The sequence below is a fragment of the Xanthomonas cissicola genome (genome assembly GCF_008801575.1).
Lineage (GTDB): Bacteria > Pseudomonadota > Gammaproteobacteria > Xanthomonadales > Xanthomonadaceae > Xanthomonas > Xanthomonas cissicola.
The window spans coordinates 17,619-42,838 of sequence record NZ_VZPL01000040.1 but is presented as its reverse complement, the minus strand read 5'-3'; the positions used below and the strand labels follow the sequence as shown (position 1 = coordinate 42,838).

Genomic DNA, 25,220 nt, shown 5'->3' with positions numbered 1-25,220 from the left:
AACGGTTCATGCGTGTGTAGACCGTATGCCAGTTGCCAAAGCGCTTGGGTAGGCCGCGCCATTTGCAGCCATGCTCGGCAACGTAAAGGATGGCGTTGACCACTTGCAGGTTGGTCATGCTGACATTGCCGCGCTGCGCCGGCAGGCAGTGTTCGATCAGAGAAAATTGTGCTGGCGTGATCTCCATGCCCAATAGTTTAATCGCTCGGGCCATTAGTGTTAACAGGCCCTAGTTGATCATCTCTTTCCAGTTGCGTGCCCACAGACCATGCATGACATGGTTGCCGGTCTCGAAGCCGAACACGTTGACGCCCTTGAGCTGAACCACATTGCCGTTGTCGTCGACGATCTTGTTATTGCTGACCGAATAGCTGAAAGCCGGTGCGGCGGTGAGCGCTAACATCGTTGCCAATGCGAGCGTACTTGCAGCCCTGAAAATAGACATGGTGGTCTCCCTGGATGACCGAACTCGACGCCCGAGCGCGGTGAGGGGGGCATCTTGGTCTTCGGCTGCGCCGTGTGGCGTGACCGCTGCCGCAGAAGAGCGCAGTGGCGCACCGGTCACATGCAAGCTGCGGGCGAGGTCGCTTTCCCGCACACTATCGATGCGGCGTGTTGTCCGCAGGCTGTCCTTTCTGTCCCCCGGAGTGTCTCTCAATGTCCTTGTTGCGTGCCGAACTGGCGCAATGGCGCGCTTCCCCCGCGCGCGAACTCATGGCCGGTGCGGTCGCCACATTTGCGCTGATTCCCGAAGTGATTGCGTTTGCATTCGTCGCCGGGGTGGATCCGCAGGTAGGCCTGTTCGCATCCTTCGTGATCGGCATCGTGATTGCGTTTTGCGGGGGGCGGCCGGCAATGATTTCGGCTGCGGCCGGCTCGGTGGCGCTGGTGGCTGCACCGCTGGTGGCCGCGCACGGGTTGCCATATCTGCTGGCCGCCGGCTTGCTCGCTGGCGTGGTCCAGATCCTGTTCGGGGTGTTGCGGCTGGGCGTGTTGATGCGCTTTGTCAGCAGTTCGGTACGCACCGGTTTCGTCAACGCGCTGGCCGTGCTCATCTTCGCAGCGCAATTGCCGCATCTGCTCGGCGCCAACCCGACCACCTGGGTCATGCTGGGCGCAGGCCTTGCCATCATCTACGGCCTGCCGCGTCTGCGCCTGCCGGGGCTGTCGGCGATTCCCTCGCCCCTGCTGTGCATCCTGCTGCTCAGCGTTGCCGGCACCGCGCTGCATCTGCCGCTCAAGACGGTGGCCGATCTGGGCAAGCTGCCCAATGCGCTACCGTTCCTGCAATGGCCGGCGGTGCCGTTGACGCTGGAGACGCTGCGCATCATCGCCCTGCCAGCGCTGGCCATTGCCATGGTGGGCCTGCTCGAGTCGATGATGACCGCGCGCGTGGTCGATGAACTCACCGACACGCCCAGCAACAAGAACCGCGAATGCACCGGGCTGGGCATCGCCAACGCAGCCGCCAGCCTGTTCGGCGGCATTGCCGGCTGCGGCATGATCGGGCAGACCGTGGGCAACGTGAAATACGGCGGCCGTGGCCGGCTGTCCACGTTGTTTGCCGGCGTGTTCCTGCTGATCCTGATGGTGCTGCTCAAGCCGTGGGTGTCGCAGGTGCCGGTGGTTGCGCTGGTGGCGATCATGGTGATGGTGTCGGCGGAGACCTTCGACTGGCGCTCGCTGCGCACCGTGGTGACCCACCCGCGCACCTCCAGCGTGGTGATGCTGGCCACCGTGGCGGTCACGTTGTTCACCCACAATCTGGCGGCGGGTGTGGCGGTCGGCGTGCTCCTGAGCGGGGTGTTCTTCACCTTCAAGGTGGCCGGGCTGCTGCAGATCGCGCATCACGATGGCGCGGATGGCGTGCGCACCTACAGCGTGCGCGGGCAGGTGTTCTTCGCCTCGGCCGATGTGTTCATCGACGCCTTCGACGCACGCGAGGTGCCCGGCCGCGCAGTGGTGATCGATGTCGGCCGCGCGCATTTCTGGGACATCACCGCGGTGGCGGCACTGGACAAGGTGGTGCAGCGTTTGCGCCATCACGGTCTGGATGTGCAGGTGAAAGGCTTGAATGCCGGCAGCCGACGCCTGATGCAGCGGCATGCCTTGGGCGAAGACGCGCTGGAATCGGCACTGCCTTAGAGCGTGTTATGCACGTTGAGACGAGATGCGTTGGCCGCCAGCGGTGCGGAGCGGGCGCTACGTGGCGCCGGCTTGGCTGGCGCCAGGGCAAGCCAAACCGGCGCGCGGTGCCGTTGACGGCCAACCCTCTGGGAAGCGCCCTGTGGCGCGCCGATGCCGCGTTGCGCGCCTTGCCCAGGCGGCCAGCCCGGACAAGGCGCACGCCTTGTCTCGATGCGCCACCGGACGCTCCGCACTCACCTCAACGTACATGACAGACTCTAGGCTGCGAGCCTGCGCCAGGAATGCGTCTGGCACGCCTGCGGCGCGTCATGCCGGGCTGTCCGCGCGCTGAGTGCGGCTGCCAGCGCATTCAAGTTCCGGCGGGCGACGCCGATGTTTCGGCATCCTCGTTGCCGGTCGTCGCCGTGATGCCAGTGGGTTTCAGCCCGAGATATGTGCCTGCGTGGCAAGCCCGGCATGACGGGTTCGTGTCCGCCCGCCGGAGGGCGCAGCCGTGACCAACGCACCGTTGCTGGAACGGATGGTGGACCTGACCGCCATCCGCGATGCGGACCTGCTCGATCTGAGCCTGTTGCGCACCGTGCGCGAAGTCTGCGCGGCCGAAGAACTCTCGCTGCTGCGCATCGCCCCGGACAGCAACAGCATCGCCGAAACGCGGCTACGCGACGACGGTTGGCTGGCGCTGACGGTGGCCGAGATCCACGATGCGCGCACGCGCACCCAGCTGGCCGAGGTCCATGGGCCGGGCGATGTGGTGCAGCTGCAGGAAGACGGCCGCGCCTTGCTGGTCTACCCGATGATGGAGGCGCGCGGCATCCGGACCTGCCTGCGGGTGGGCGGGACGCGTATTCCCGGCCTTGCCGAGCAAGCGATGCTGCAGGGCTTTGCGCGCTTCTTCCAGAATTACCGCAGCCTGCTCGACGACGCCCAGCGCGATGCGCTGACCGGCCTGCGCAACCGCAAGACGTTCGATGATGTGATCCTGCGACTGTTTGCCGGTGGTGCCGACTCCGCCGCAGAGCAGGGCGTGTGGCTGGGCATCGTGGACATCGATCACTTCAAGCGCGTCAACGACACCTTCGGGCATCTGTATGGCGACGAGGTGCTGCTGCTGGTCGCACAGCTGATGCAGCGTGCGTTTCGACAGGACGACCTGCTGTTCCGCTTCGGCGGCGAAGAGTTCGTGATCGTGTTGCGCGGCGTTGACCGCGACACGGCCGTGAGTCTGTTCGAGCGGTTCCGCTTGGCCGTGGCCGAGCACTTGTTCCCGCAGGTGGGGCAGGTGACGCTCAGCACCGGCATCGTCGAACTGACGCATGGGCGGCTGATCAGCGAAATGCTGGACGAAGCCGACAAGGCGCTGTACTGGGCCAAGCAGAACGGCCGCAATCGCGCGGCGGTCTATGCCGAGCTGATTGCTGGCGGGCAATTGCAGCAGGTTGCGCAACCGGTGGGCAGCGTCGATCTGTTCTAGAGCGTGTTATGCACGTTGAGTTGAGTGCGAAGCGTCCTGTGGCGCGTCGAGACAAGGCGTGCGCTGCGGCCCAGGCTGGCGGCCTGGGCAAGGCGCGCAACGCGGTCTCGGCGCGCCACAGGGCGCTTCCCGGAGGGTTGGCCGTCAGCGGCACGGAGCGGGCGCCGCGCGGCTTGCCTTGGCGCCAGCCAAGCCGGCGCCACGCAGCATCCGCTCCGCACCGCTGACGGCCAACGCATCTCATCTCAACGTGCATAACACGCTCTAGCGGCAGCAAGGCGCTGGAACAATCCAGAGCTATTTGCCGTGGATGCAGGCACGAACGTTCCGCAGTGCTCATCGCACCCGCATCGCACGCATCGGCGCAGCTGCAGGTATCGGCCTGCACGCGATGCTGGCTACACTCCAGGGCTATCCATGATGCGGGGTGTGCAATGAAGCGAGTTGCCGTAGGACTTCTGGCGATGGCGGTCTCGACCGCACTGATGGCGGCCACGCCGAGTTTCGATGGCGCGCGCATCTCGCGTGACGTCAAGGAACTGGCCTCCGACGCCTATGAAGGCCGCGGCCCGGCCACCGCTGGCGAGGAAAAGACCATTGCCTACTTGAGCAAACAGTTCGCCGAAGCCGGTCTGCAGCCGGGCGGCGATCTGGCCAACGGCAAGCGCGCCTGGACCCAGGCGGTGCCGTTGCGGCGCGCCGATATCGTCGGCACGCCGACCATTGCCGTGCAGAGCGCCGGCCAGCCGCAAACGCTGACCCAGGGCAAGCAAATCGCCATTCGTGCTGCGCTGGATGGCTCATCCACAGTGGAGATCGCCAACGCGCCGCTGGTGTTCGTCGGCTACGGCGTCAAGGCGCCCGAGCGCAACTGGGACGACTTCAAGGGTGTGGACCTGAAGGGCAAGATCGCGGTGGTGCTGATCAACGACCCGGACTTTGAAACCGGCAAGGGCGACTTCGACGGTGCCGGCATGACCTACTACGGCCGCTGGACGTACAAGTACGAAGAAGGCGCGCGCCAGGGCGCCCTGGGCGTGCTGGTGGTGCATGAAACCGCGCCGGCCTCGTACGGCTGGGACACGGTGGCCAGCTCCAACACCAACACCATGTTCGACGTGGTGCGCGACAACCCGCGCAGTGCGCATCCCACGCTGGAAGGCTGGATCCAGCGCGATCTGGCCACCGAACTGTTCAAGCACGCCGGGCTGGATTTCGAGACCTTGAAGAAGCAGGCGCAGACGCGCGGGTTCAAGCCGGTCGAGCTGAAGGGCCAGCGTTTGAGCGCCAGCTACCAGGTCAAATCCGATGTGATCACCTCGCACAACGTGGTGGCGCGGCTGGAAGGCAGCAAACACCCGGACGAGACGGTGATCTACAGCGCGCACTGGGATCATATCGGCGTGGGCAAGCCGGATGCACGCGGCGACACCATCTTCAATGGTGCATTGGACAATGCCAGCGGCACCGCCGCGCTGCTGGAGCTGGCGCGCGGTTTCGCCAAGGGGCCAACGCCTGAGCGCTCGGTGGTCTTCCTGGCGGTCACCGCCGAAGAAAAGGGTCTGCTGGGCTCGGAGTTCTACGCCTCCAAGCCGCTGTACCCGCTCGATACCACGGTGGCGGTGATCAAAATGGACGGCATGAATCCGTTCGTGCCCTCGCGCGATTTCGGCATCTACGGCACGGCAAAGCTCGAACTGCTCGATCAACTGAAGAGCGTGGCCGCGCAATCCAAGCTGCGTTATACGCCCGATCCCAAGCCGCAGGCCGGGTATTTCTTCCGTTCCGATCACTTCTCGTTCGCCAAGCGCGGCGTGCCGGCGCTGTCGTATGCAGCCGGCCAGGATTGGGAAGTGGGCGGCGTGGCGGCAGGAAAGGCGGCCGCCGACGACTACACCGCCAAGCGCTATCACCAGCAAGGCGACGAATGGAAGCCGAATTGGACCTTCGCCGGCGCCGCCCGCGACTTGGGCGTGCTGTATGCACTGGGCCAGCAGCTGGCCGACTCGCGCCAGTGGCCGAACTGGAGCCAAGATTCCCAGTTCCGCGCCACCCGCGACGCCAGCGCGGCGGCACGCAAGTAAGACCGGCGCACAACGCCGTTGCGCGAAACCGGGGCAGCTGCTCTTGCGCGATGCGGCATGTGTCATATCGACATGCCGCTTTTGAATCAGCCTTGCCTGCCACGCGGCGAGTGCTTCTTGTTGTCGGTCACAGCAATCGGCCAACGTCCTGCAATCTCCTCGCTGCCTGCGGCACGGATGCCGCCCTCGAGCCCCAGGGATGGAGTCGCGGCGTGTCCTGCAAGCGGCGAGGGCACTGCGCACGCGACACGCCAGGCTTGAAGATCGCCGAGCGCTCGCGCACGCGAACGCTCCGCATCTGGAGGTGGCTGCTTGGCGCCAAGAGTGAAGTTGTCACCAGGCGGGCCTGCGCATTGCTGCAGGGCCCTTGCCCGCCCACCACCGCAGGACACGCTACAAGTACGTGCCTGTCAGCTCCGTGGCGGCATCCATGTCGCCCAGGTCGCGCGACGGTGGGCGGGCAAGGGCCAGTCGTGGTGGTCGGTGCGTACGGCATGGGCAAGCAGTACATGTCGGGTTTTAAACGTATCGCCTGCTCGCTCCAACCGAATGTCCTGAAACGGCGTTCATCGATCCCTTGATCAAGCTGTTGCATCAGCAAACGAAGGCTACGTGCGACCAGCCGCCTTCCTGGCCATCGATCAACTGCCTGGAGCGTGAGGACGCCGCACACTCGACCAATCACGCTGTTGCCGCAGGCCTTGAGAACGTCCGACCACCGCAATGGCTGGAACTCCAGAGTGCCTCAAGCGATTTAGAGCGACCAACCGATCTCTTGCCCCAAGCCTTCGACTGCATCGGCACAACGCAACGCCAAAGCCCCGTCGCTGCAACCGATTGCACGTCATGGCACACCAATTGCAGCTCCCCAGCAGGATGGCCCGGCCAGCGGCCCGTGACAGCGTCTGCGCTAGGCTGCAATCTGTTGGGGTTGCGTTCGGTCGGTGCGGCGTAGTCTGCCGCGCGGTCCTCGTGGGGGAGGGCGAAGACCGTACGCGGCGTTCGTTCCTTTAACGGTCGATTCTTTAGGATGAGCTGCGAGGTGAGATTGCAGCCAGGAGAACTTGTGCATCGGAGTGGTTTCAGAGCGTCTTGGTCGTACAGCGTCGGGCTCGCCCGCTCGGCCGCGTGCCAGGCAACATCGCACTGCATGGCGGGGATGGACCTCCCGTGTCAGCCCGCACTGTCGTCCTCGCGCGACGGGCAGCCCTGATGGATGGCACCGTGACTCCTTCCCCGATAACGACTGCAATGCCCCCCGTTTCCGCCCTCGATGCCGGCACGCCAACGCTGCCGCCGGAAGCGCCGCTGGCGATGCCCGAACAGAACTTGCGCGAAGGTAGCCTGCAGGTGCGCCACCAGCGCACTTCGCCGCCCGGCATCGGCGTGCGCCGCTTCTATTTGATCGGCGGCACCTTCGCCACCACCGCCATCGCCGTATGGGTGATGCTCAGCGTGCTGTGGCCCGACGGCATCAGCGTGCTGGAAGGCTGCCTGCTCGGCCTGTTCGTGCTGCTGTTCGCCTGGATCGCCATGTCCTTCGCCAGCGCCGTGGCTGGCTTCGTCACCGTGGTGGCGCGCGCCGGCCGCAAGCTCGGCATCGACCCGGAGCAACCCCTGCCCACGCTGCGCTCGCGCACCGCGTTGCTGATGCCCACCTACAACGAAGACCCGCGCCGGCTGCTGGCTGGCCTGCAGGCCATCTACGAATCGGTCGCCGACACCGGCCAGCTGGAGCATTTCGATTTCTTCGTGCTCAGCGACACCACCCGCGAGCACATCGGCCGCGCCGAAGAGCTGGTCTACAACGCGTTGTGCGACCGCGTCGGCGGGCACGGCCGCATTTTCTACCGACGCCGTGCCGACAACGCCGCGCGCAAGGCCGGCAACGTGGCCGACTGGGTGCGCCGCTTCGGCGGCAGCTACCCGCAGATGCTGATCCTGGACGCCGACAGCGTGATGACCGGCGACACCATCGTGCGGCTGGTCGCAGGGATGGAAAACAACCCGGACGTGGGCTTGATCCAGACCTTGCCGGCAGTGGTCAACGGGCAGACCCTGTTCGCCCGCATGCAGCAGTTCGGCGGCCGCGTGTACGGGCCGATCATCGCCTTCGGTGTGGCCTGGTGGCACGGCGCCGAGAGCAACTACTGGGGCCACAACGCCATCATCCGCACCCAGGCCTTCGCCGATCACGCCGGCCTGCCGTCGCTGCGCGGGCGCAAGCCGTTCGGCGGGCATGTGCTCAGCCACGACTTCGTGGAAGCGGCGCTGATGCGCCGCGGCGGCTGGGCCATGCACATGGTGCCGTACCTGCAGGGCAGCTACGAAGAAGGCCCGCCCACGCTGACCGACCTGCTGATCCGCGACCGCCGCTGGTGCCAGGGCAACCTGCAGCACGCCAAGGTGGTCGGCGCCAAGGGCCTGCACTGGATCAGCCGCATGCACATGCTGATCGGCATCGGGCATTACTTCACCGCCCCGATGTGGGGTCTGTTGATGCTGATCGGCATCGGCATTCCGCTGGCCGGCGGCGGTATCGATCTGGCCGGCGACCTGCCGTTCTCGCCCGCCCGTTACTGGCATGGCAGCAGCCAGGGCAATGCGATCTGGATCTTCGTCTGCACCATGTTCGTGTTGCTGGCGCCCAAGCTGCTCGGCTACATCGCGCTGCTGCTCAACCCGCGCGAACTGCGCGCCTGCGGCGGTGCCTTCCGCGCTGCGGTGAGCATCCTGCTGGAAACGGTGCTGGCCGCCTTGATGGCGCCGGTGGTGATGTACCTGCAGTCGCGCGGCGTGTTCGAGGTGCTGGCGGGCAAGGATTCGGGCTGGGATGCGCAGGTGCGCGACGACGGCAAGCTGTCGTGGCCGGCGTTGTTGCGCAGCTATGGCGGTCTGACCGTGTTCGGCCTGTTCATGGGTGCGGTGGCCTATGCGGTCTCGCCGGCGCTGGCCGCGTGGATGGGGCCGGTGATCGTTGGCATGGCATTGTCGATCCCGGTGGTGGCGCTGACCTCGCTGCGTCGCGCCGGCATGGCGCTGCGCCGTGCCGGTATTTTCTGCATCCCCGAAGAACTCGACCCGCCCAAGGTGCTGGTGCGTGCGTCCGAGCTGCGCCGCGCCGCCGCGCTGGAACCGTCGCTGATCTGAGGAGTGCGCATCGGCGCTGGTCTCGCTGGCCGGCGCTGTTGCGTTGTCGCGTGCAGGAGGCCCGTGGCGATCCGCGGGCCTCAAGCCTCTGGCGCCAGCTGATCTGGCCTACCCCTCGCACAAGGCATAATGCCCAGCCCGCAAGCGGAGCTGGATGATGCTGGAAGTGATCGAACGCGAGACCGGACCGAACCCGCAATGGAGCGTGCTGTGGCTGCACGGCCTGGGCGCCGATGGCAGCGACTTCGCCCCGATGGTGCCGGAGCTGGTGCGCCCGCAGTGGCCCGCGCTGCGCTTCGTGTTCCCGCATGCGCCGATCCGCCCGATCACCATCAACAACGGCGTGCGCATGCGCGGCTGGTACGACATCGTCGGCATGGATTTCGCCCAGCGCGCCGACAAGGCCGGCATTGCCGAGTCGGTGGCCCAGGTCGAGGCCTTGATCGCCCGTGAGCAGGGCCGCGGCATCGCGCCGGAGCGCATCCTGCTGGCCGGCTTCTCGCAAGGCGGTGCCGTGACCCTGGCGGTGGGCCTGCAGCGCAGCGTGCCGCTGGCCGGGCTGATCGCCATGTCCACCTATCTGCCGGATCCGGCCGCGGCCGCCAGCCAGTTGCAGCCGGCCGCCCTGCGCCAACCGCTGTTCATGGCGCATGGCACGGCCGACCCGGTGGTGCCGTTGGCGGCCGGCCAGGCCAGCATGCAGACCTTGCGCACGCTGGGCTTCGCATTGGATTGGCATACCTACCCGATGGGCCACCAGGTCTGCCTGGAAGAAATCGAGGCCCTGCGCGACTGGTTGCAGGCGCGCTTTACCGCTGCCTGAGCCCATGGCCCAGCGCGCGCCGCAGATCGCCTGGATGCCGGACCTGTGCCGGCTGCCGCGGTTGGGCGCGATGCTGGGCCTGGCCGAGCTGGTGGTGCTGGTGGTGACCTTGGTACCGGATGCCGGCGCCGCGCGCAGCATCACGTTGTCGCGGTTCCTCTCCGCCAGCGGCCTGGCGCTCTGGCTGGCGTTGGCGGTCACCGTGCTGCTGTGCGTGTTGCGGCCTACCTTGTCGCGATTGCCGCCGCGGCTGGGCGGGCTGAGCGCCTTGCTGATCGCTGCCGTGGTGGCGATGTTCGGTGCCGGCATCGTGCATGGCCTGTATGCGGTGCTCGGGCAGGTGCCGCTGGGCGCGCAGGTCGGCTTCTGGCGGTTCACGCTTGGCAGTGCGGCCACGGTGGTGCTGATCACTGCGCTGGCGCTGCGCTACTTCTATGTCAGCGACCGCTGGGAGGTGCAGGTGCAGGCCAACGCGCGCGCCGAGGCCGATGCCCTGCAGGCGCGCATCCGCCCGCACTTCCTGTTCAACAGCATGAACCTCATCGCCAGCCTGCTGCGGCGCGACCCGGTGGTGGCCGAGCAGGCGGTGCTGGACCTGTCGGATCTGTTCCGTGCGGCGCTCGGTGCCGGCGAGGGCGTCTCCACCTTGCGTGCCGAATGCGAACTGGCCGAACGCTATCTGGCAATCGAATCGCTGCGCCTGGGCGAGCGCCTGCAAGTGCGCTGGCACCGCCAGGAACCGTTGCCGTGGGACTTGCCGATGCCGCGGCTGGTGCTGCAGCCGCTGGTCGAAAATGCGGTACTGCATGGCGTTTCGCGCATGCCCGAAGGCGGTACGCTGTACCTGTCGCTGCGTCAGCGCGGCAACCAGCTGCAGATCCGCATCGTCAACCCGGCGCCGCAGCCCGGCACCCAGTTGCCGTTGCTGGCCGGCGCCGGGCATGCCCAGGCCAGCATCTCGCACCGGTTGGCGTTCCAGTTCGGCGCCGGGGCACGGATGGCGGCCAGCTGGGCTGAAGGCTACTATGCCTGTGAGATCACATTGCCGCTGCCGTGAGGGGAAAGTCACTGCAGCGAGGGGGAGTCCATGACGGCCACGCAAGTGCGGGTGCTGATCGCCGATGACGAGCCACTGGCGCGTGAGCGCCTGCGCATGTTGCTGGGCGAGCATCCGCAGGTCGAGGTGATCGGCGAGGCCGAAAACGGCCAGCAAGTGCTGCAGCAGTGCGAACATCTGCATCCGGACCTGGTGCTGCTGGACATCGCCATGCCCGGCGTCGACGGCCTGGAAACTGCGCGCCTGCTGCGGCAAAGCCAGCCGCCGCCGGCGGTGGTGTTCTGCACCGCGTACGACCAGCATGCGTTGTCGGCGTTCGACGCGGCCGCGCTGGATTACCTGATGAAACCGGTGCGCCCGGAACGGCTGGCGTCTGCACTGGAGAAAGTCGCCACCTTCCTGGCCGGCCGCGTGCCCGGCACCGCGCCCAGGCCGCTGCGCACCCATCTGTGCGCACGCCTGCGCGGCAGCCTGCGGCTGATCGCCATTGGCGACATTCGCTACCTGCAGGCCGAAGAGAAGTACGTCATCGTCCATCACACGCGTGGCGAGGACCTGATTGAAGAGTCGCTGAAGTCGCTGGAAGACGAATTCGCCGACCGCCTGGTGCGCATCCATCGCAATTGCCTGGTCGCCCGCGATGAGCTGGTGGAACTGCGCCGCAGCGGCGATGGCCAGGTCCATGCGGTGCTGCGCAACGTGCCGCAGACCCTGGAAGTGAGTCGTCGCTGCGTGGCCAGCCTGCGCGATCAATTACGGCAACTGTGAGTTCGGTGCCGGCTCCGCGATAATGCCGGCATGACCACGCTCCGAATCGCCACTCGCAAAAGCCCGCTTGCCCTCTGGCAGAGCGAACACGTCGCCGACGCGCTACGTCAGCGTCATCCCGGCCTGGAGGTCGTGCTGGTGCCGATGAGCACCCGCGGCGACGAGGTGCTGGACCGTTCGCTCGCCGCGATCGGCGGCAAGGGTCTGTTCCTGAAGGAGCTGGAACTGGCGATGTTGCGCGGCGAGGCCGATTGCGCGGTGCATTCGCTCAAGGACGTGCCGATGGAACTGGACGCCCCATTCGTGCTGCCGGCCATCCTGGAACGCGGCGACCCGGCCGATGCGCTGGTGTCCAATCTCTACGCCAGCCTGCAGGCGCTGCCGCTGGGCGCGCGCGTGGGCACCTCCTCGTTGCGTCGTCAGGCGCAGTTGCGTGCCGCGCGCCCGGACCTGGAATTGATCGACCTGCGCGGCAACGTCAACACGCGGCTGGCCAAGCTCGACAACGGCGGTTACGACGCCATCGTGCTGGCCTGCGCCGGCCTGCAGCGGCTCGGGCTGGAAGCACGCATCAGCGCACGGCTGGACGCGCCGGAATGGTTGCCCGCACCTGCGCAAGGCGCGGTGGCGGTGGAATGCCGTGGCGACGACGCACGCATCCACAGCCTGCTGGCGGTGCTGGATGCCGGCCGCACGCGTGCCTGCGTGGAAGCCGAGCGGGCCATGAATCGCGCCCTGCACGGCAGCTGCCATGTGCCGGTGGCCGCCTTCGCGCGCTGGGAAGGGCAGGACCTGTTCCTGCAGGGCATGGTGGGCAGCGCCAGCGACGGCCGCCTGATCCATGCCGACGCGCACGGCAGCGCCGATGAGACCGAAGCGCTTGGCCGCCGCGTTGCGCAAGGACTGTTCGACAAGGGCGCCGCGCAGCTGCTGGCCGAGCTGTAGCGCGCTGTCATCGCACGGGCCTTTGGCCGCCCGGCCCACGCCCCGGCTGTCGTAGGAGCGGCCCTGGCCGCGACAGGCGTTCCCGGGAACGCTTGTCGCGGCCAGGGTCGCTCCTACCGAGTCGAGTCGCTTACTTGAACGTGTAGACCAGATTGACCGTGGTCAGCGTGTCGGTCTTCTTGTCGCCGTCGCTGACATCGCTGTTGTGACGCATCTGCCACGCCGCCTTCAGCGCAAAGTGCGAGTTCATGCTGACCTGCACGCCGAAATCGTTTTGCGCATAGGTGTTGTACTCGCCCGATTCCACCAGCAGGGTGTTGATCAGATCGGTGTTGTCGGTGACGGTGTACTTCAGGTCGAACAGGCCGCGGCCGATCAGGCCGGTTTCGTTACGGTCTTCGTCGCTGTTGTGCGCGCGGCGCACACCCGGGCCGACCTGCGCATCCAGGTAGAAGCGGTCGGCGTCGATCAGGCGGGTGCCATAGCCGATACCGAAGGTGGCCAGGCGATCGTAGGTGGCGAAGTCGTCGTGTTCGTAGCGGCCGGTGGCCGTGAGCTGGCGGTGTTCGCCCAGCTGCAGTGCGCTGCCGACGCTGCCGGTGTAGCGCTCGGCCGTGGTCTGGCGCTCGCGCGTGGTGCTGCCGTCGTCGTTGGTGTTGGTGTATTCCGAACTCGAGCGCAACGCGGTGGCGTCCAGGCTATGGATCCAGTCGCCGTCGGTGTAGCGCAGGCGCACGCGGCCGTTGAGGCTGTCGGTGGTGCTGTTGCCATGCGCCGCTGCGTAGCCGAGCTCCCCGCTGCTGCCGCTCCACGGTGACGGCAGCACCACTGCGGCCGGGTCTGCCGGCGCCGGTGCGACTGCCTGGGCCCAGACGGAGGGCGTAATCAACAACAGCGGCAACAGGGCAGGCAACGGGACACGGCGGGACATGGGCAGCTCGCTTTGGAAGGCGGGAGGAGGGGTGAAAGCGATTTCATGATAACGGACTGTGCGGTGCCGTCATCGCCAAGTGAATATCAGCTTCATTGCCGGTTGGGACGCTGCAAGCGGCCTGGGGCGATCAGCTCCAGATGGGCGCGACGGCGAAGGGCGATCTGTGAGCGGCTGGCGTATGGCCAGTGTGACCTGCGCAGTCGTTGTCAGGGCAATGAAAGTGGCTCGGGACAGGTGCCTGGCGTGAATCGCAGCAACCTGCCCGGGCGCGCGTGCGCATGGCGGCGGCCTGGGGATGTCGCCAGGACCTCTGGACTGCCACGTGGCAGGAGCCTCAGCGGCCGATTGCGTCGCGTGCCAGCGCTACCGGCGATGCCTGCCAACCAAGGGCCTGCGCGAACGCTCACGCGATGCCGGCACGCGGTGGATGCTGCCACCGACCCAACAGACCAAGCCGCTGCGTCGCACGTCCCCTGGGCGCTTGCCGCCGTCTGCCCGCCGTCACATCGCGATGCTCACCCCGCCGCGCAAAGACTCGGACATAATCGACGCATGGACCGCTACGAACGCATCAACTCCCTGCATCGCTTGCTCAAATCGGCACGCTATCCGGTCACGGTGGCGCGGCTGCAGGATGAGCTGAGCTGTTCCCGTGCAACTGTCTACCGCGATCTGGCGTTTCTGCGCGACGCGCTGATGGCGCCGGTGGAAGGCGATGGCGAATCGGGCTTTCGCTATCTCTCCGGCGAAAGCGACCGCTTCGAATTGCCCGGCCTGTGGCTGAGTTCGGAAGAACTGCACGCGCTGCTGGCCTCGCAACAGCTGCTCGCGCGCACCGGCGGCGGGGTGTTGTCCTCGATGCTGGCACCGCTGCAGCAGCGCATCGAAGGACTGCTGGCTGCCCAGGCCGGCGTCTCGCAGTGGCCGGTGGATCGGGTGCGGGTCATTCCACACCGTGGCCGCAAGCTGGACGAAGCCAGCTTCCGCACCGTGGCCTCCGGCGTGCTGGAGCGCAAGCAGCTGAGCTTCGATTACCGTGCGCGTTCGACCGACGAATCGACCAAGCGGACGGTGTCGCCACAGCGCATCACCCATTACCGCGACAACTGGTATCTGGACGCGTGGGATCATGGGCGCGACGGCGTGCGCAGCTTTGCGGTGGACCGCATCAACCACGCGCGTCTGCTCGATGCGGCGCCGCGCGATGTGCCCGACAGCGAACTGGACGAGCAGCTTGCCGCCAGCTACGGCATTTTTTCCGGGGCGCCCAAGGGGTGGGCGACCATCGTGTTCAGCTCCAAGGCCGCGCGCTGGGTTGCCGACGAACATTGGCATTCCAAGCAGCAGGGCCGCTTTCTGCCCGATGGCCGTTACGAGCTCAAGTTGCCGTACAGCAACTCGCGCGAATTGCTGATGGACGTGCTGCACTACGGCTCGGACGCAGAGATCGTCGAGCCCATGTCGCTGCGCGAGCAGGCCAAGGCGTTGTTGTCGCTGGCATTGAGCAATTACGACTGAGCCTGGCCGGCGGTGAATGGCTGCGCCGCGTGGCTGCTGCGGCGCGCATCTGCATGACGGTCGACGAGGCGCTGCCGACCCGGCGCATGGCCAGTGCGACCAAGAACGCTCAGCGCTTGTTCGGCTCTTCAAAACCCAGGCGGTCCACCTGCTCGCGCAGCTGCGGCACCCGCTTGAGTTTGTCGGTATAGATGGAATAGTCGTCGCGCATCTTGTTGACCAGCATGCGGTACTGGTCGCGGCTCATGTCCGGCTTGCGCGAGAAGATCCAGGCCAGGTCGCGGCCAGGGTAGGAGATCAGCATCCAGGAGCCGTCGGGAGCGATTTCCAGGATGCGCTGCTTGGCCGGGATGACCTTGTAGAACCACACCCGCCAGTCGCGGTTGCCGCTGTCGGCATCCACCGAGGCGCGCGCATTGACTTCCTTTTCCGGTTCGCCGAACCCGTCTCGGTACAGATAGCGCACCGCCACCTTGCCGTCTTCGACCAGGGTGTATTCGTCGCGGCTGGTGACGTGGCCGCGCTCGACCGCGTTGGGCATGCGCGCAATGACGTACCAGGTGCCCATGATCTTGGACAAATCGATTGCCGGCTCCGTGGCGGGCGTGTCTTTGGCATGTGCCGCAGGCAGGCCGAGGACGAGCAGAAAGGCGAGGGCGATCGTAACGGTCAGGCGCATCGCAACATCACAAGGAGGCAGTCGGAGCAGCACACTACCGCATGCAGGGGGCAAGTTCGCGTCAACGGTCGGGCCTGGCATCGGCAGCCGGGGGATCTGTGGCGAACGCCGTGCGGCCGGGGCCGGCTGGCGGGCGGGCGCCGATCAGGCGCTGGCGGCGCGACCGGCTCGCTCTGCCGCGTGGCGTCGATCCTGTGTCGCCTGCGTGCGGGTTGCCAGGCGCCGACGCAGGTCGGCAGCACTCTTACAAGCCTGTGACGCGCTCCAGCAGGCGCCCCGATCGATGCCCCGCATCAAGGTCGCAGCCTGTGAGATGGGCTGCGGCAATCCTGCGCGCCTGTTGTGATCCTTCCTGCCACGGAGTGCCGCCATGTCGCATCGTCCTGCTTCCCGTTCCGAACGTCCCGACCCGCGCGTGCTGCGCCCGGTGCGGCAGATCGCCCTGGCCGGGCTGGCCCTGGTGCTGGTCTGGCCGGCCGCGCGAGGCAGCAGCGAGTGGATTGGCTGGTTGCCGCTGTGGCTGGTCGGCATGCCGATGCTGGCGTGGTGGAGCCTGCACCGGTTTGCCCTGCCTTCGTTGGCACCGCGTGGCGCGCGCCGTGTTGCGCCCCGGCGGCGTGGTCCGCAGGCCCAGCGTCGGCGCAGTGGTTCGCGTACGGCGACACAGGCGCGCGCAGCCTGACCTTCGGCAGGGTTGGCCGACGGGGCGCTGTGCTACGTTCCGGGCATTCGTTTTTCCGGAAACATTCATGCCCAAGTTCGCCTCGATCTGCCTGGTTGCCGGCCTGATCACCGCTGGCGCCGTCTCTGCAGAGGAACCCCCCGTGTCCAACGATCCCTACGCCTGGCTGGAAGATGTCACCGGCGCCAAGCCGCTGGATTGGGTCAAGACCCAGAACGCCAAGACCGAGGCGCGGCTGGCCAGCACGCCGGCGTTCAAGCAGATGGAAACCAGCATCCGCGAAGTGCTGGATTCGGACGCCAAGATTCCGGGCGTCCAGAAGATCGGCGCGTTCTACTACAACTTCTGGAAGGACAAGCAGCACGAGCGCGGCCTGTGGCGGCGCACCACGCTGGACGAGTACCGCAAGGCCACGCCCAAGTGGGAAACGGTGCTGGACCTGGATGCGCTCAACAAGGCCGAAGGCGAAAACTGGGTGTGGCACGGTGCCGACTGCCTGCGCCCGGACTACCAGCGTTGCCTGATCGCGTTGTCGCGCGGCGGTGCCGATGCCGATGTCACGCGCGAGTTCGATCTGGGCAGCAAGCAATGGGTCAAGGACGGCTTCTTCCGTCCCGAGTCCAAGGGTGGGCTGGGCTGGATCGACCGGGACACTGTCTACGTGTTCACCGACTTCGGCGCCGGCAGCATGACCAGCTCCGGCTACCCGCGCATCGCCAAGCAATGGAAGCGCGGCACGCCACTGACTGCCGCGACCGTGGTGTACGAAGGCAAGCCGACCGATATGTACATCGCAGCCATGCATGACGACACGCCCGGATTCGAGCGCGATTTCGTCAGCCGCACGCTGGCCTTCTACAACGACGAGCTGTATCTCAAGGGTGCCGACGGCACGCTGGTCAAGGTGGACGTGCCCAATTCGGCCAGCAAGTCGGTCAAGCGCCAGTGGCTGACGCTGGAGCTGCGCGAACCGTGGACGGTCGGCGGCAAGACCTACAAGCCCGGCACCTTGCTGGCCACGCGTTTCGACGATTTCATGGCAGGCAAACGCAACTTCGATGTGTTGTTCGAGCCCACCGACACCACCTCGCTGGCCGGCATGGCGTGGACCAAGTCGCATCTGGTATTGAACGTGCTGGAAGACGTCAAGAACCGTCTGAGCGTGATCACACCCTCGCGCGATGGCTGGAAAAAGAGCGCGTTTGTCGGTGCGCCGAGCTTCGGTACGGTGGATGTCGGCGCGGTGGATAGCGACGACAGCGACGCGCTGTGGCTCACCGTCACCGATTATCTGACCCCCACCACCTTGTCGTGGGTGGACGTGGGCGCTGCGCCGCAGCCGCTCAAGACCATGCCGGCGTTCTTCGATGCCGGCAAGGACACCATCGAGCAGCACTTCGCCACCAGCAAGGACGGCACCCGCGTGCCGTATTTCCTGGTACGCCCGAAGGCCCTGAAGCTCGACGGCAGCGCGCCGACCTTGCTGTACGGCTACGGCGGTTTCGAAATTTCGATGACGCCCAATTACTCCGGTGGCCTGGGGCGCGCCTGGCTGGAGAAGGGCGGCGTCTACGTGGTGGCCAATATCCGCGGCGGTGGCGAATACGGCCCGCGCTGGCACCAGGCCGCGCTCAAGCAGAATCGCCACAAGGCCTACGAGGACATGGCCGCAGTGGCCAAGGATCTGGTGGCGCGCAAGATCACCTCGACCAAGCATCTGGGCGTGCAGGGCGGCAGCAATGGCGGCCTGATGACCGGCAACATGCTCACCCAGTATCCGGAGCTGTTCGGCGCGGTGGTGGTGCAGGTGCCGCTGCTGGACATGAAGCGCTACAGCCACCTGCTGGCCGGCGCCTCGTGGATGGCCGAATACGGCAACCCGGATACCGACGACTGGACGTTCATCCAGGCCTTCTCGCCGTACCACCTGTTCGACCCGAAGAAGACTTACCCACCGGTGATCTTCCTGACCTCCACGCGCGACGACCGCGTGCATCCTGGCCACGCGCGCAAGATGGCGGCCAAGATGATCGAGGCCGGCAAGGACGTCACCTATTACGAGAACATCGAAGGCGGACACGGCGGCGCGGCCAATAATGCGCAGGCTGCGCATATGGCCGCGCTGGCGTATAGCTTTCTGTGGGAGCGGCTGGCCGACTGAGCGATCATTGCCGGTTGCGCTGCGTTGATCGATACCGGCCCGCTGGCAGTGCACAGCGGGCCGGATCGTTTGCGACCGGTGGGTATTGCCGGTGTCTGGAGCGGCGCGATGAAACTGGATGATCTCGGTCCACGGATCTGCATTCTCGGACTTTCCAACAGCGGCAAGTCGACCCTGGCGCAGGCGATCGCGCAGGCGCGCGGTTGCGTGCCGGTGCATCTGGACCAGTTGCATCACCTGCCCAATACCGCCTGGATACCTCGGCCCAGACAGGACTTCGTGGCGCTTCACTGCGCCGCAATCGCCCAGGAACGTTGGGTGATTGACGGCAATTACCTGGGCTGTCTTGCGCCACGTCTGGCGCTTGCCACCGGCGTGATCGTGCTGGATGTTCCAACCATCGTCAGCGTGCTCCGCTATCTGAGGCGAAGCTGGTACGAGCCTTACCGTTACGGTGCGCTGGAAGGCGCCAAGAATGAGGTCACCTGGGCAATGCTCCGCCATATTGCAATTGTTGAACCTCGCAAACGAGCGGAACTGTCGCGTTCGATCAAGGCTGTAGACGTGCCGACGATTGCATTGCGCACGACCGCGGCAATCGACCGGTTCTATCGCAGCGAACGGTTGCAGTGCCCCACTGGCGCACCTAGATGATTGTCGTACGCCCTCTTTCAGCCGAGCGATGCTGCGTTCCGGGCGCGATGCTGGCGGGCTAACTTGCGGCTACGCAATGTCGATCTACAACCGCTTCAACCCACGCGCAATTCGCTCTACCGCCTGTTCCAGGCGTGGCAGGCTTTGCGTGTAGGCAATGCGTACATGCTGATTGGCGCGGTAGTGGCCGAAGTCGATGCCGGGCGTAAACGCAACATGTTCGGTCTCCAGAAAATGCGCGCAAAACGCCTGCGCATCATCTGAAAATCCGCTGATGTCGGCATACAAGTAAAACGCGCCTTGCGGTTCGACCGCGATCTCGAATCCCAGCGCACGCAAGGCCGGCAGCAGGTAATCGCGACGCTGCTGGAACTCGGCGCGGCGCGCTTCGAAGAGGGCGATGCTCTCGGGCGTGAAGCAGGCCAGTGCGGCGTGCTGGGCAATTGTCGAGGCGCTAATGTACAGATTCTGCGCGAGCTTTTCCAATTCCGGCACCGCGTCGGGCGGTGCGATCAGCCAGCCCAGCCGCCACCCAGTCATGCCGAAGTACTTGGAAAAACTGTTCAGCACGAACGCGCCATCGTCCACTTCCAGCACGCTGTGCGCATCCAGACCGTAGGTCAGGCCGTGGTAGATCTCGTCCACCACCAGGTGGCCGCCGCGCGCATGCAGCGCCTGCGAAAGCGCAGCCAGTTGCGTGCGCGACAGCACGCTGCCGGTGGGGTTTGCCGGCGAGGCCACCAGGGCGCCCACGCTGTCGGCGTTCCAGGCGCTCTCCACCAGCGCAGGGGTCAACTGATAATCGCTGTCCGGGCCGACCGGGACCAATTGCGCGGCGCCCTCGACCAGGCGCAGAAAGTGGCGGTTGCAGGGGTAGCCCGGGTCGGCGAGCAACCAATGCCTGCCCGGATCCACCAGCAGGCTGCTGGCCAGCAGCAATGCGCCAGACCCCCCGGGTGTCACCAGGATCCGCTCCGGATCGAGGTTGCAGGCGTAGCGTTGCGCATAGAAGCCGGCAATCGCCTCGCGCAGCGCCGGCAGCCCGCGTGCGGCGGTGTAGCGGGTGTGGCCGGCCGCCAATGCCGCCTGGCCGGCAGCGACGATGGGCGCGGCAGTGGTGAAATCGGGCTCGCCGATTTCCAGGTGGATCACGTCGTGGCCGGCCTGCTCGAGCGCATTGGCGCGCGCCAGCAGCGACATGACATGAAACGGGGCGATGTCCTGGCTGCGGCGGCTATAGCCGCCTGCGTACGGAAGTGTGGAATCCATTGGTTCGATGATAGACCAGCATGACCTAGGACACATGGCGCCCGACAGAAGGCTCTTCCACACTCGGGTGCTGGGATGGCATTGCGTTCATCCAATGGACCCCAATCTGATGAAGCCCGTTCTCACTGTTCTGATCGCCAGCCTGATGACCACTGTCCCTGCCTTCGCCGCCCTTCCGTCGCCGCCAGACGTTGCCAAGCACCCGCATGTGGTCAAGGCGCCGTTCGGCGCGACCCGCAATGACGACTATTACTGGTTGCGCGACGACAAGCGCCAAGACAAGGCGATGCTGGCGTATCTCAACGCCGAGAATGCCTACACCGACAAGGTGATGGCGCCGCTGAAACCCCTGGAAGAAGCGCTGTATACCGAGATCGTCGGGCGCATCAAGCAGGACGATGCCAGCGTGCCGTATCGCGAGCGCGGCTATTGGTATTACACGCGGTTCGAAACCGGCAAGGATTATCCGATCCAGGCGCGCCGCAAGGGCAGCATGGAGGCGCCGGAACAGATCCTGCTCGACGTCAACCAGATGGCGCAGGGCAAGGGCTACTTCAGCGTGGGCGATGCCGCGGTGAGCCAGGACAATCGCATCCTCGCCTGGGCCGACGATGCCGTTGGCCGCCGTCAATACACCATCCGCTTCAAGAACCTGGAGACCGGCGAACTCTATCCGGACACGGTGGAGGGCGTCTCGGCCAATGTGGTGTGGGCCGACGACAACAAGACGCTGTTCTATATCGAAAACGATCCGGAAACGCTGCTCACCGTGCGCGTGAAAAAGCACCTGCTGGGCACGCCGTCCAGGGACGATGTGCTGGTGTACGAAGAGAAGGACGACAGCTTCTACATGGGCATCGGCCGCACGCGCGACGACAAGTACATCACCATCGAGATGGAAAGCACGGTCTCTTCGGAAACCCGCTATGCGCTGGCCGCCGAGCCGGACGCCTTCAAGGTGCTGGCCGGGCGCGAGCGCGATGTGGAATACCACGCCGAGCATTTCGATGGCCGCTGGGTGATTCGCACCAATGCCGACAACGCCAGGAACTTCAAGCTGGTCACTGCGCCCACCGATGCGACCACACGCACGCAGTGGACCGACTGGGTGGCGCACGACGACAACGTCTACATCGAAGACTTCGAATTGTTCGATGGGTTTACCGCCATCGAAGAGCGTTCCGGCGGACTGGAGCGTGTGCGCTTGCTCAAGCGCGATGGCAGCCATGAGTACGTCAAGGCCGATGAACCGGCGTATTCGATGGGTCTATCCGTCAACTCCGAGCCGGATACCGCCTGGCTGCGCTACAGCTACACCTCGTTGACCACGCCGGCGACCACCTACGAGCTCAATACGCAGACCGGCGAGCGCAGGTTGCTCAAGCAACAACCGGTGATCGGCTACGACGCCAGCAAATACGTGACCGAACGCGTGTGGGTGACGGCGCGCGACGGGGTCAAGGTGCCGGTGTCGCTGGTGTACAAAAAGGGCTTCAAGAAGGACGGCAGCGCAGCGCTGTTTCAGTATGCGTACGGCAGTTACGGCATGTCGATGGACCCGGCATTCAATCTGCCGGCGATCAGCCTGCTGGACCGCGGTGTGGTGTATGCCATCGCGCACATCCGCGGCGGCCAGGAAATGGGGCGCCAGTGGTACGACGATGGCAAGCTGCTGCACAAGAAAAACACCTTCAATGACTTTATCGATGTCACCCGCGGTCTGGTCGCCCAGGGGTACGCCGCCAAGGACCGCGTTGCCGCATCCGGTGGTAGCGCCGGCGGCCTGCTGATGGGCGCGGTGGCCAACATGGCGCCGCAGGACTATCGCGTGATGGTCGCGCAGGTGCCGTTCGTCGATGTGGTCACCACCATGCTCGACGCCAGCATTCCGCTCACCACCAACGAATACGACGAGTGGGGCAACCCGGAAACCCAGGACTATTACGCGTACATGCTGTCGTACTCGCCGTACGACAACGTGCGCAAGCAGGCGTACCCGGCGCTGTTCGTGGGCACCGGCCTGTGGGATTCGCAGGTGCAGTACTGGGAGCCGGCCAAGTGGGTGGCCAAGCTGCGCGACGACAACACCGGCACCCAGCCGATCGTGTTCCGTACCAATATGGAAGCCGGGCATGGCGGCAAATCCGGACGCTTCCGCCGCTACCGCGAGCTGGCCGAGTCGTATGCGTTCGTGCTGGATCAGCTGGGCGTGAAGTAGCTGGACGGGCGGGATTGGGGAGTCGGGAGTCGGGATTCGTTACAGCGGATGGCTTGGGCGGGAGCTGGCTGCTCGCTGGGATGCGAGCGGCTTGCGCGTCTTCCATCTTCCGCCTCACCGCCTTCGTTTTTCCTTATCGGCGTGGTGCGTTCGCTGCCTCGTCCTGCAGCGAGCCGGGCATCGCAGTCAGGCGTCGCTGCGGCTGGGGCTGCGTATCTGACCGCAGCGCGGTGGGGCGACGCGGCAGATCTGGCGGCCAGCGCGCGCTGCACGCCGCCCGCTGCGCAGAGCGCGCCCTTCTGCAGCGATAGAATCATCGCTGCAGGGCCGACTCACCAAACCGCAGCGCTGGCCGTATCATTTGCGCATGACGCGACCGACTCGATTCCGCTGGGCCTGGTGGTTGCTGGCCTACGCCAGCCTGGTTACCGGCATCGTCGGGATCTTCGTCCCGGGGCTGCCGACGACGGTCTTCATCCTGATCTCTGCCTGGGCGGCCTCGCATGGCTCCGAACGCCTGCATAACTGGCTGCTGTCGCATCCGCGCTTCGGTCCGGCGATCGTGGAATGGCAGACCTACCGTGCGGTCAGCCGCAAGGCCAAGTGGATGGCGACGCTGACCATGACGGTCTGCGCCGCGATCATGCTGTGGTGCGTGCCGGTGTTCTGGGTCAAGTGCCTGTCGATCGGCAGCATGGCCGTGGTAGCAATCTGGCTGTGGTTGCGCCCCGAGCCGCCGCCGCGCCCCCTGCCCGGCGCGCACTGAACGCAGCGGGCCACCGAGCGCACGGCCATAACGGTGTTCTGGCTATACTTCGGCCCATGAGCATTATGTCCCGACCGTCTGTTCGTCTCGCACTGGTTGGTGCGACCTTTGTCCTGCTTGCCGCCTGCGGCAACAAGGGCCCGCTGGTGATGCCGCAGAAGCCGGTGCCGGTGGAAGCCCAGCCGGTGCCGCAGCCGGCGGATGCGTCGCAACCGCTGGACGAGTCCACGCCTGCGCCGGTGGATGGCGACACCAAGCCTGCATCTACCACCGACCAGCCCGCTAGCAGCGGCAATGAGCGCTGACGGTCGCAGCGGGCGTCTGCGTTTCACCAAAATGCATGGCGCCGGCAATGATTTCGTGGTGCTGGACCTGCGCGACGGTACGCCACCACCGGATGCCGCACTGGCAGCGCAGTTGGCCGACCGCCACTTCGGAGTTGGCTGTGATCAGATCCTGACCATCGAGGCGCCGCGCAGCGAAGGCGCTGCGGCAGCCTACGGCATCTGGAATTCCGATGGCTCGGCCGCGCGCCAATGCGGCAATGGCGCGCGTTGTGTCGCCGCGTGGCTGGTGCGCGACGGCACCGCCCAGGGCGGGCGCTTCATCATCGACAGTCCGGCGACCGCGCACGCGGTCGAGCGCCTCGACGGCGACCGTTACGCGGTGGCGATGGGCGTCCCGCAGTTCGAGCCCACCCAGATTCCGCTGGCCGGGTTTGCGCATGCACGCGACGAATATGCGCTGCCGGTGCACGGCGAGACCGTGCGCTTTGGTGCGGTGTCGATGGGCAACCCGCACGCGGTGGTCGAAGTCGGTCGCGTCGATGCAGCGCCGGTGGAACGCGTGGGCGCGCTGCTGCAGCAAAACGCCGCGTTTCCCGATTCGGTCAATGTGGGTTTCGCGCAGGTAGTCGACCCCGCGCACGTGCGCCTGCGCGTGTTCGAGCGCGGCGTTGGCGAAACGCTGGCCTGCGGAAGTGGCGCCTGTGCGGCTGCGGCGGTGTTGATGCAGCGCGGCCGTGTCGAGCGCGATGTGCAGGTGTCCTTGCCCGGTGGCGAGTTACGCATTCGTTGGCCCGGCGACCAGGAGCAGGTGGTGATGTCCGGCCCGGCTGTGTTCGTCTTCGATGGAGAGTGGAACCGATGAGCGAGAACACGGACAAATTCGGCGCGCACGACGTGGCCACGTGGTTGCGACGTCACCCCACCTTCCTCAAGCAGTTCCCGGATCTGGCGGTGAGCTTGCTGGTGCCGCGCGACGACGGCCCCACCGCCTCGTTGGCCACCTACCAGCTGGAAGTACTACGCGACAAGAACCGCGAACTGTCGCGCCGCCTGCACGAGCTGGGCAGCAATGCGCAGGAAAACGAGCGGCTGGCAGTACGCACCCATCAACTCACGCTTGCGTTGATGCGCCAGGCCAGCGCGGCCGACACGCTCAAGGCGATGGCCGCCTCGCTGGCAGAAGATTTCAACGGCGAACTGGTGCGGCTGGTGTTGCTCAAACCCATCGATGCGCTGGATGCGGACTGGCTGCAGATCATCGCAATCGACGATGCACGGCTGGCGCCGTTCCGGGATTGCCTCAACGATGGCGAGCCCATCTGCGGCCGCCTGCAGGCTGAAAAACACGCGCTGCTTTACGGTGCACAGGCGGGGCAGGTGCAATCCACCGCGTTGCTGCCGCTGCCGGGCATCGGCCTGATCGCAGTGGGAAGCAGCGATGCCAACCGGTTCTATCCCGGCATGGGCACGCTGTTCCTGCGCATGATGGGCGAATCGCTGAGCGTGGCGTTGCAACGCTTCGAGGTGTGAGGCCGATGGCTGCGTCCATCGACGTTGGCGACATGGGGTCGTTGGCGATGGCGCTGCTTCCGCAGCGGGGAGG

Annotated in this window: 20 protein-coding genes and 2 pseudogenes; 17 read left to right on the top strand and 5 right to left on the bottom strand. The window is 66.0% G+C overall.

The window, feature by feature from the left end:
* Together F7R02_RS16200 and F7R02_RS16195 are read right to left on the bottom strand one after the other, a co-directional pair.
* The coding region (locus tag F7R02_RS16200) for a transposase (RefSeq protein ID WP_151210039.1) at positions 1–187 on the bottom strand (187 nt) is incomplete at its 3' end.
* Between the two features lie 45 nt (positions 188–232).
* Positions 233–445 (bottom strand): annotated as a pseudogene (locus tag F7R02_RS16195) (endoglucanase); the annotation flags it as partial.
* Between the two features lie 212 nt (positions 446–657).
* On the opposite strand from F7R02_RS16195, the gene F7R02_RS16190 reads away from it, so the two are divergent.
* The 8 genes from F7R02_RS16190 to hemC all read left to right on the top strand — a co-directional run bounded on the left by F7R02_RS16190 (position 658) and on the right by hemC (position 12,449).
* Positions 658–2,145 (top strand): SulP family inorganic anion transporter, encoded by a 1,488-nt coding sequence (locus F7R02_RS16190; protein ID WP_005923772.1) that lies wholly within the window; start codon positions 658–660, stop codon positions 2,143–2,145.
* Positions 2,146–2,641: 496 nt separating this feature from the next.
* Positions 2,642–3,622: a GGDEF domain-containing protein gene (locus F7R02_RS16180; RefSeq protein ID WP_167521044.1), complete on the top strand. Its 981-nt coding sequence runs from the start codon at positions 2,642–2,644 to the stop codon at positions 3,620–3,622.
* A 434-nt stretch (positions 3,623–4,056) separates the two neighbouring features.
* Positions 4,057–5,706 carry a M28 family metallopeptidase gene (locus F7R02_RS16175; protein ID WP_078591305.1) on the top strand — a complete coding sequence of 550 codons (1,650 nt, stop codon included), beginning with the start codon at positions 4,057–4,059 and terminating at the stop codon, positions 5,704–5,706.
* A gap of 1,212 nt (positions 5,707–6,918) precedes the next feature.
* Positions 6,919–8,856 carry a glucans biosynthesis glucosyltransferase MdoH gene (gene mdoH, locus F7R02_RS16160; RefSeq protein ID WP_078591307.1) on the top strand — a complete coding sequence of 646 codons (1,938 nt, stop codon included), beginning with the start codon at positions 6,919–6,921 and terminating at the stop codon, positions 8,854–8,856.
* A 154-nt stretch (positions 8,857–9,010) separates the two neighbouring features.
* Positions 9,011–9,679 carry an alpha/beta hydrolase gene (locus F7R02_RS16155; RefSeq protein WP_011050437.1) on the top strand — a complete coding sequence of 223 codons (669 nt, stop codon included), beginning with the start codon at positions 9,011–9,013 and terminating at the stop codon, positions 9,677–9,679.
* A gap of 4 nt (positions 9,680–9,683) precedes the next feature.
* Positions 9,684–10,736, top strand: coding sequence for a sensor histidine kinase (locus F7R02_RS16150; protein WP_078591308.1), 1,053 nt, complete (start codon positions 9,684–9,686; stop codon positions 10,734–10,736).
* Positions 10,737–10,766: 30 nt separating this feature from the next.
* Positions 10,767–11,504, top strand: a complete 738-nt coding sequence (locus F7R02_RS16145) for a LytR/AlgR family response regulator transcription factor (protein WP_007965008.1) — start codon at positions 10,767–10,769, stop codon at positions 11,502–11,504.
* A 30-nt stretch (positions 11,505–11,534) separates the two neighbouring features.
* Positions 11,535–12,449 (top strand): hydroxymethylbilane synthase, encoded by a 915-nt coding sequence (gene hemC / locus F7R02_RS16140; RefSeq protein WP_078591309.1) that lies wholly within the window; start codon positions 11,535–11,537, stop codon positions 12,447–12,449.
* Positions 12,450–12,579: 130 nt separating this feature from the next.
* Here the strand turns inward: hemC and F7R02_RS16135 are convergent, their stop codons facing one another.
* Positions 12,580–13,380, bottom strand: a complete 801-nt coding sequence (locus tag F7R02_RS16135; protein WP_005916853.1) for a DUF481 domain-containing protein — start codon at positions 13,378–13,380, stop codon at positions 12,580–12,582.
* 555 nt (positions 13,381–13,935) lie between these two features.
* Between F7R02_RS16135 and F7R02_RS16125 the strand changes: the two genes are divergently transcribed.
* Positions 13,936–14,901 carry a helix-turn-helix transcriptional regulator gene (locus F7R02_RS16125; protein WP_005916857.1) on the top strand — a complete coding sequence of 322 codons (966 nt, stop codon included), beginning with the start codon at positions 13,936–13,938 and terminating at the stop codon, positions 14,899–14,901.
* 109 nt (positions 14,902–15,010) lie between these two features.
* Here F7R02_RS16125 and F7R02_RS16120 read toward each other — a convergent pair whose 3' ends face one another.
* The gene (locus F7R02_RS16120; protein ID WP_078591310.1) at positions 15,011–15,580 is read right to left on the bottom strand and encodes a lipocalin family protein; all 570 of its coding nucleotides are present in this window, start codon (positions 15,578–15,580) and stop codon (positions 15,011–15,013) included.
* A 370-nt stretch (positions 15,581–15,950) separates the two neighbouring features.
* Here F7R02_RS16120 and F7R02_RS16115 point away from each other — a divergent pair, with 370 nt between their 5' ends.
* The 3 genes and pseudogenes from F7R02_RS16115 to F7R02_RS26925 form a co-directional block, all read left to right on the top strand.
* Entirely contained in the window at positions 15,951–16,262 is a 312-nt protein-coding gene (locus F7R02_RS16115) for a hypothetical protein (RefSeq protein WP_033483885.1), read from the top strand.
* Between the two features lie 67 nt (positions 16,263–16,329).
* Positions 16,330–18,423 (top strand): prolyl oligopeptidase family serine peptidase, encoded by a 2,094-nt coding sequence (locus F7R02_RS16110; RefSeq protein WP_078591311.1) that lies wholly within the window; start codon positions 16,330–16,332, stop codon positions 18,421–18,423.
* Positions 18,424–18,597: 174 nt separating this feature from the next.
* Positions 18,598–18,873 (top strand): annotated as a pseudogene (locus tag F7R02_RS26925) (P-loop NTPase family protein); the annotation flags it as partial.
* Positions 18,874–19,161: 288 nt separating this feature from the next.
* Here the strand turns inward: F7R02_RS26925 and F7R02_RS16100 are convergent.
* Positions 19,162–20,346, bottom strand: coding sequence for a pyridoxal phosphate-dependent aminotransferase (locus F7R02_RS16100; RefSeq protein ID WP_078591313.1), 1,185 nt, complete (start codon positions 20,344–20,346; stop codon positions 19,162–19,164).
* A gap of 109 nt (positions 20,347–20,455) precedes the next feature.
* Here F7R02_RS16100 and F7R02_RS16095 point away from each other — a divergent pair, with 109 nt between their 5' ends.
* The 5 genes from F7R02_RS16095 to F7R02_RS16075 all read left to right on the top strand — a co-directional run bounded on the left by F7R02_RS16095 (position 20,456) and on the right by F7R02_RS16075 (position 25,147).
* On the top strand, positions 20,456–22,564 hold the full coding sequence (locus tag F7R02_RS16095) for a S9 family peptidase (RefSeq protein ID WP_139371111.1): 2,109 nt from the start codon (positions 20,456–20,458) through the stop codon (positions 22,562–22,564).
* 367 nt (positions 22,565–22,931) lie between these two features.
* Positions 22,932–23,330, top strand: a complete 399-nt coding sequence (locus tag F7R02_RS16090) for a YbaN family protein (RefSeq protein WP_078591314.1) — start codon at positions 22,932–22,934, stop codon at positions 23,328–23,330.
* A gap of 56 nt (positions 23,331–23,386) precedes the next feature.
* Entirely contained in the window at positions 23,387–23,635 is a 249-nt protein-coding gene (gene lptM, locus F7R02_RS16085) for an LPS translocon maturation chaperone LptM (protein ID WP_011050444.1), read from the top strand.
* Complete coding sequence (dapF, locus tag F7R02_RS16080) at positions 23,625–24,479, top strand: diaminopimelate epimerase (protein WP_005923514.1); 855 nt, start codon at positions 23,625–23,627, stop codon at positions 24,477–24,479. The genes lptM and dapF overlap by 11 nt, the downstream gene beginning before the upstream one ends.
* The gene (locus F7R02_RS16075; RefSeq protein WP_167521043.1) at positions 24,476–25,147 is read left to right on the top strand and encodes a DUF484 family protein; all 672 of its coding nucleotides are present in this window, start codon (positions 24,476–24,478) and stop codon (positions 25,145–25,147) included. The genes dapF and F7R02_RS16075 overlap by 4 nt, the downstream gene beginning before the upstream one ends.
* Positions 25,148–25,220 lie beyond the last annotated feature (73 nt).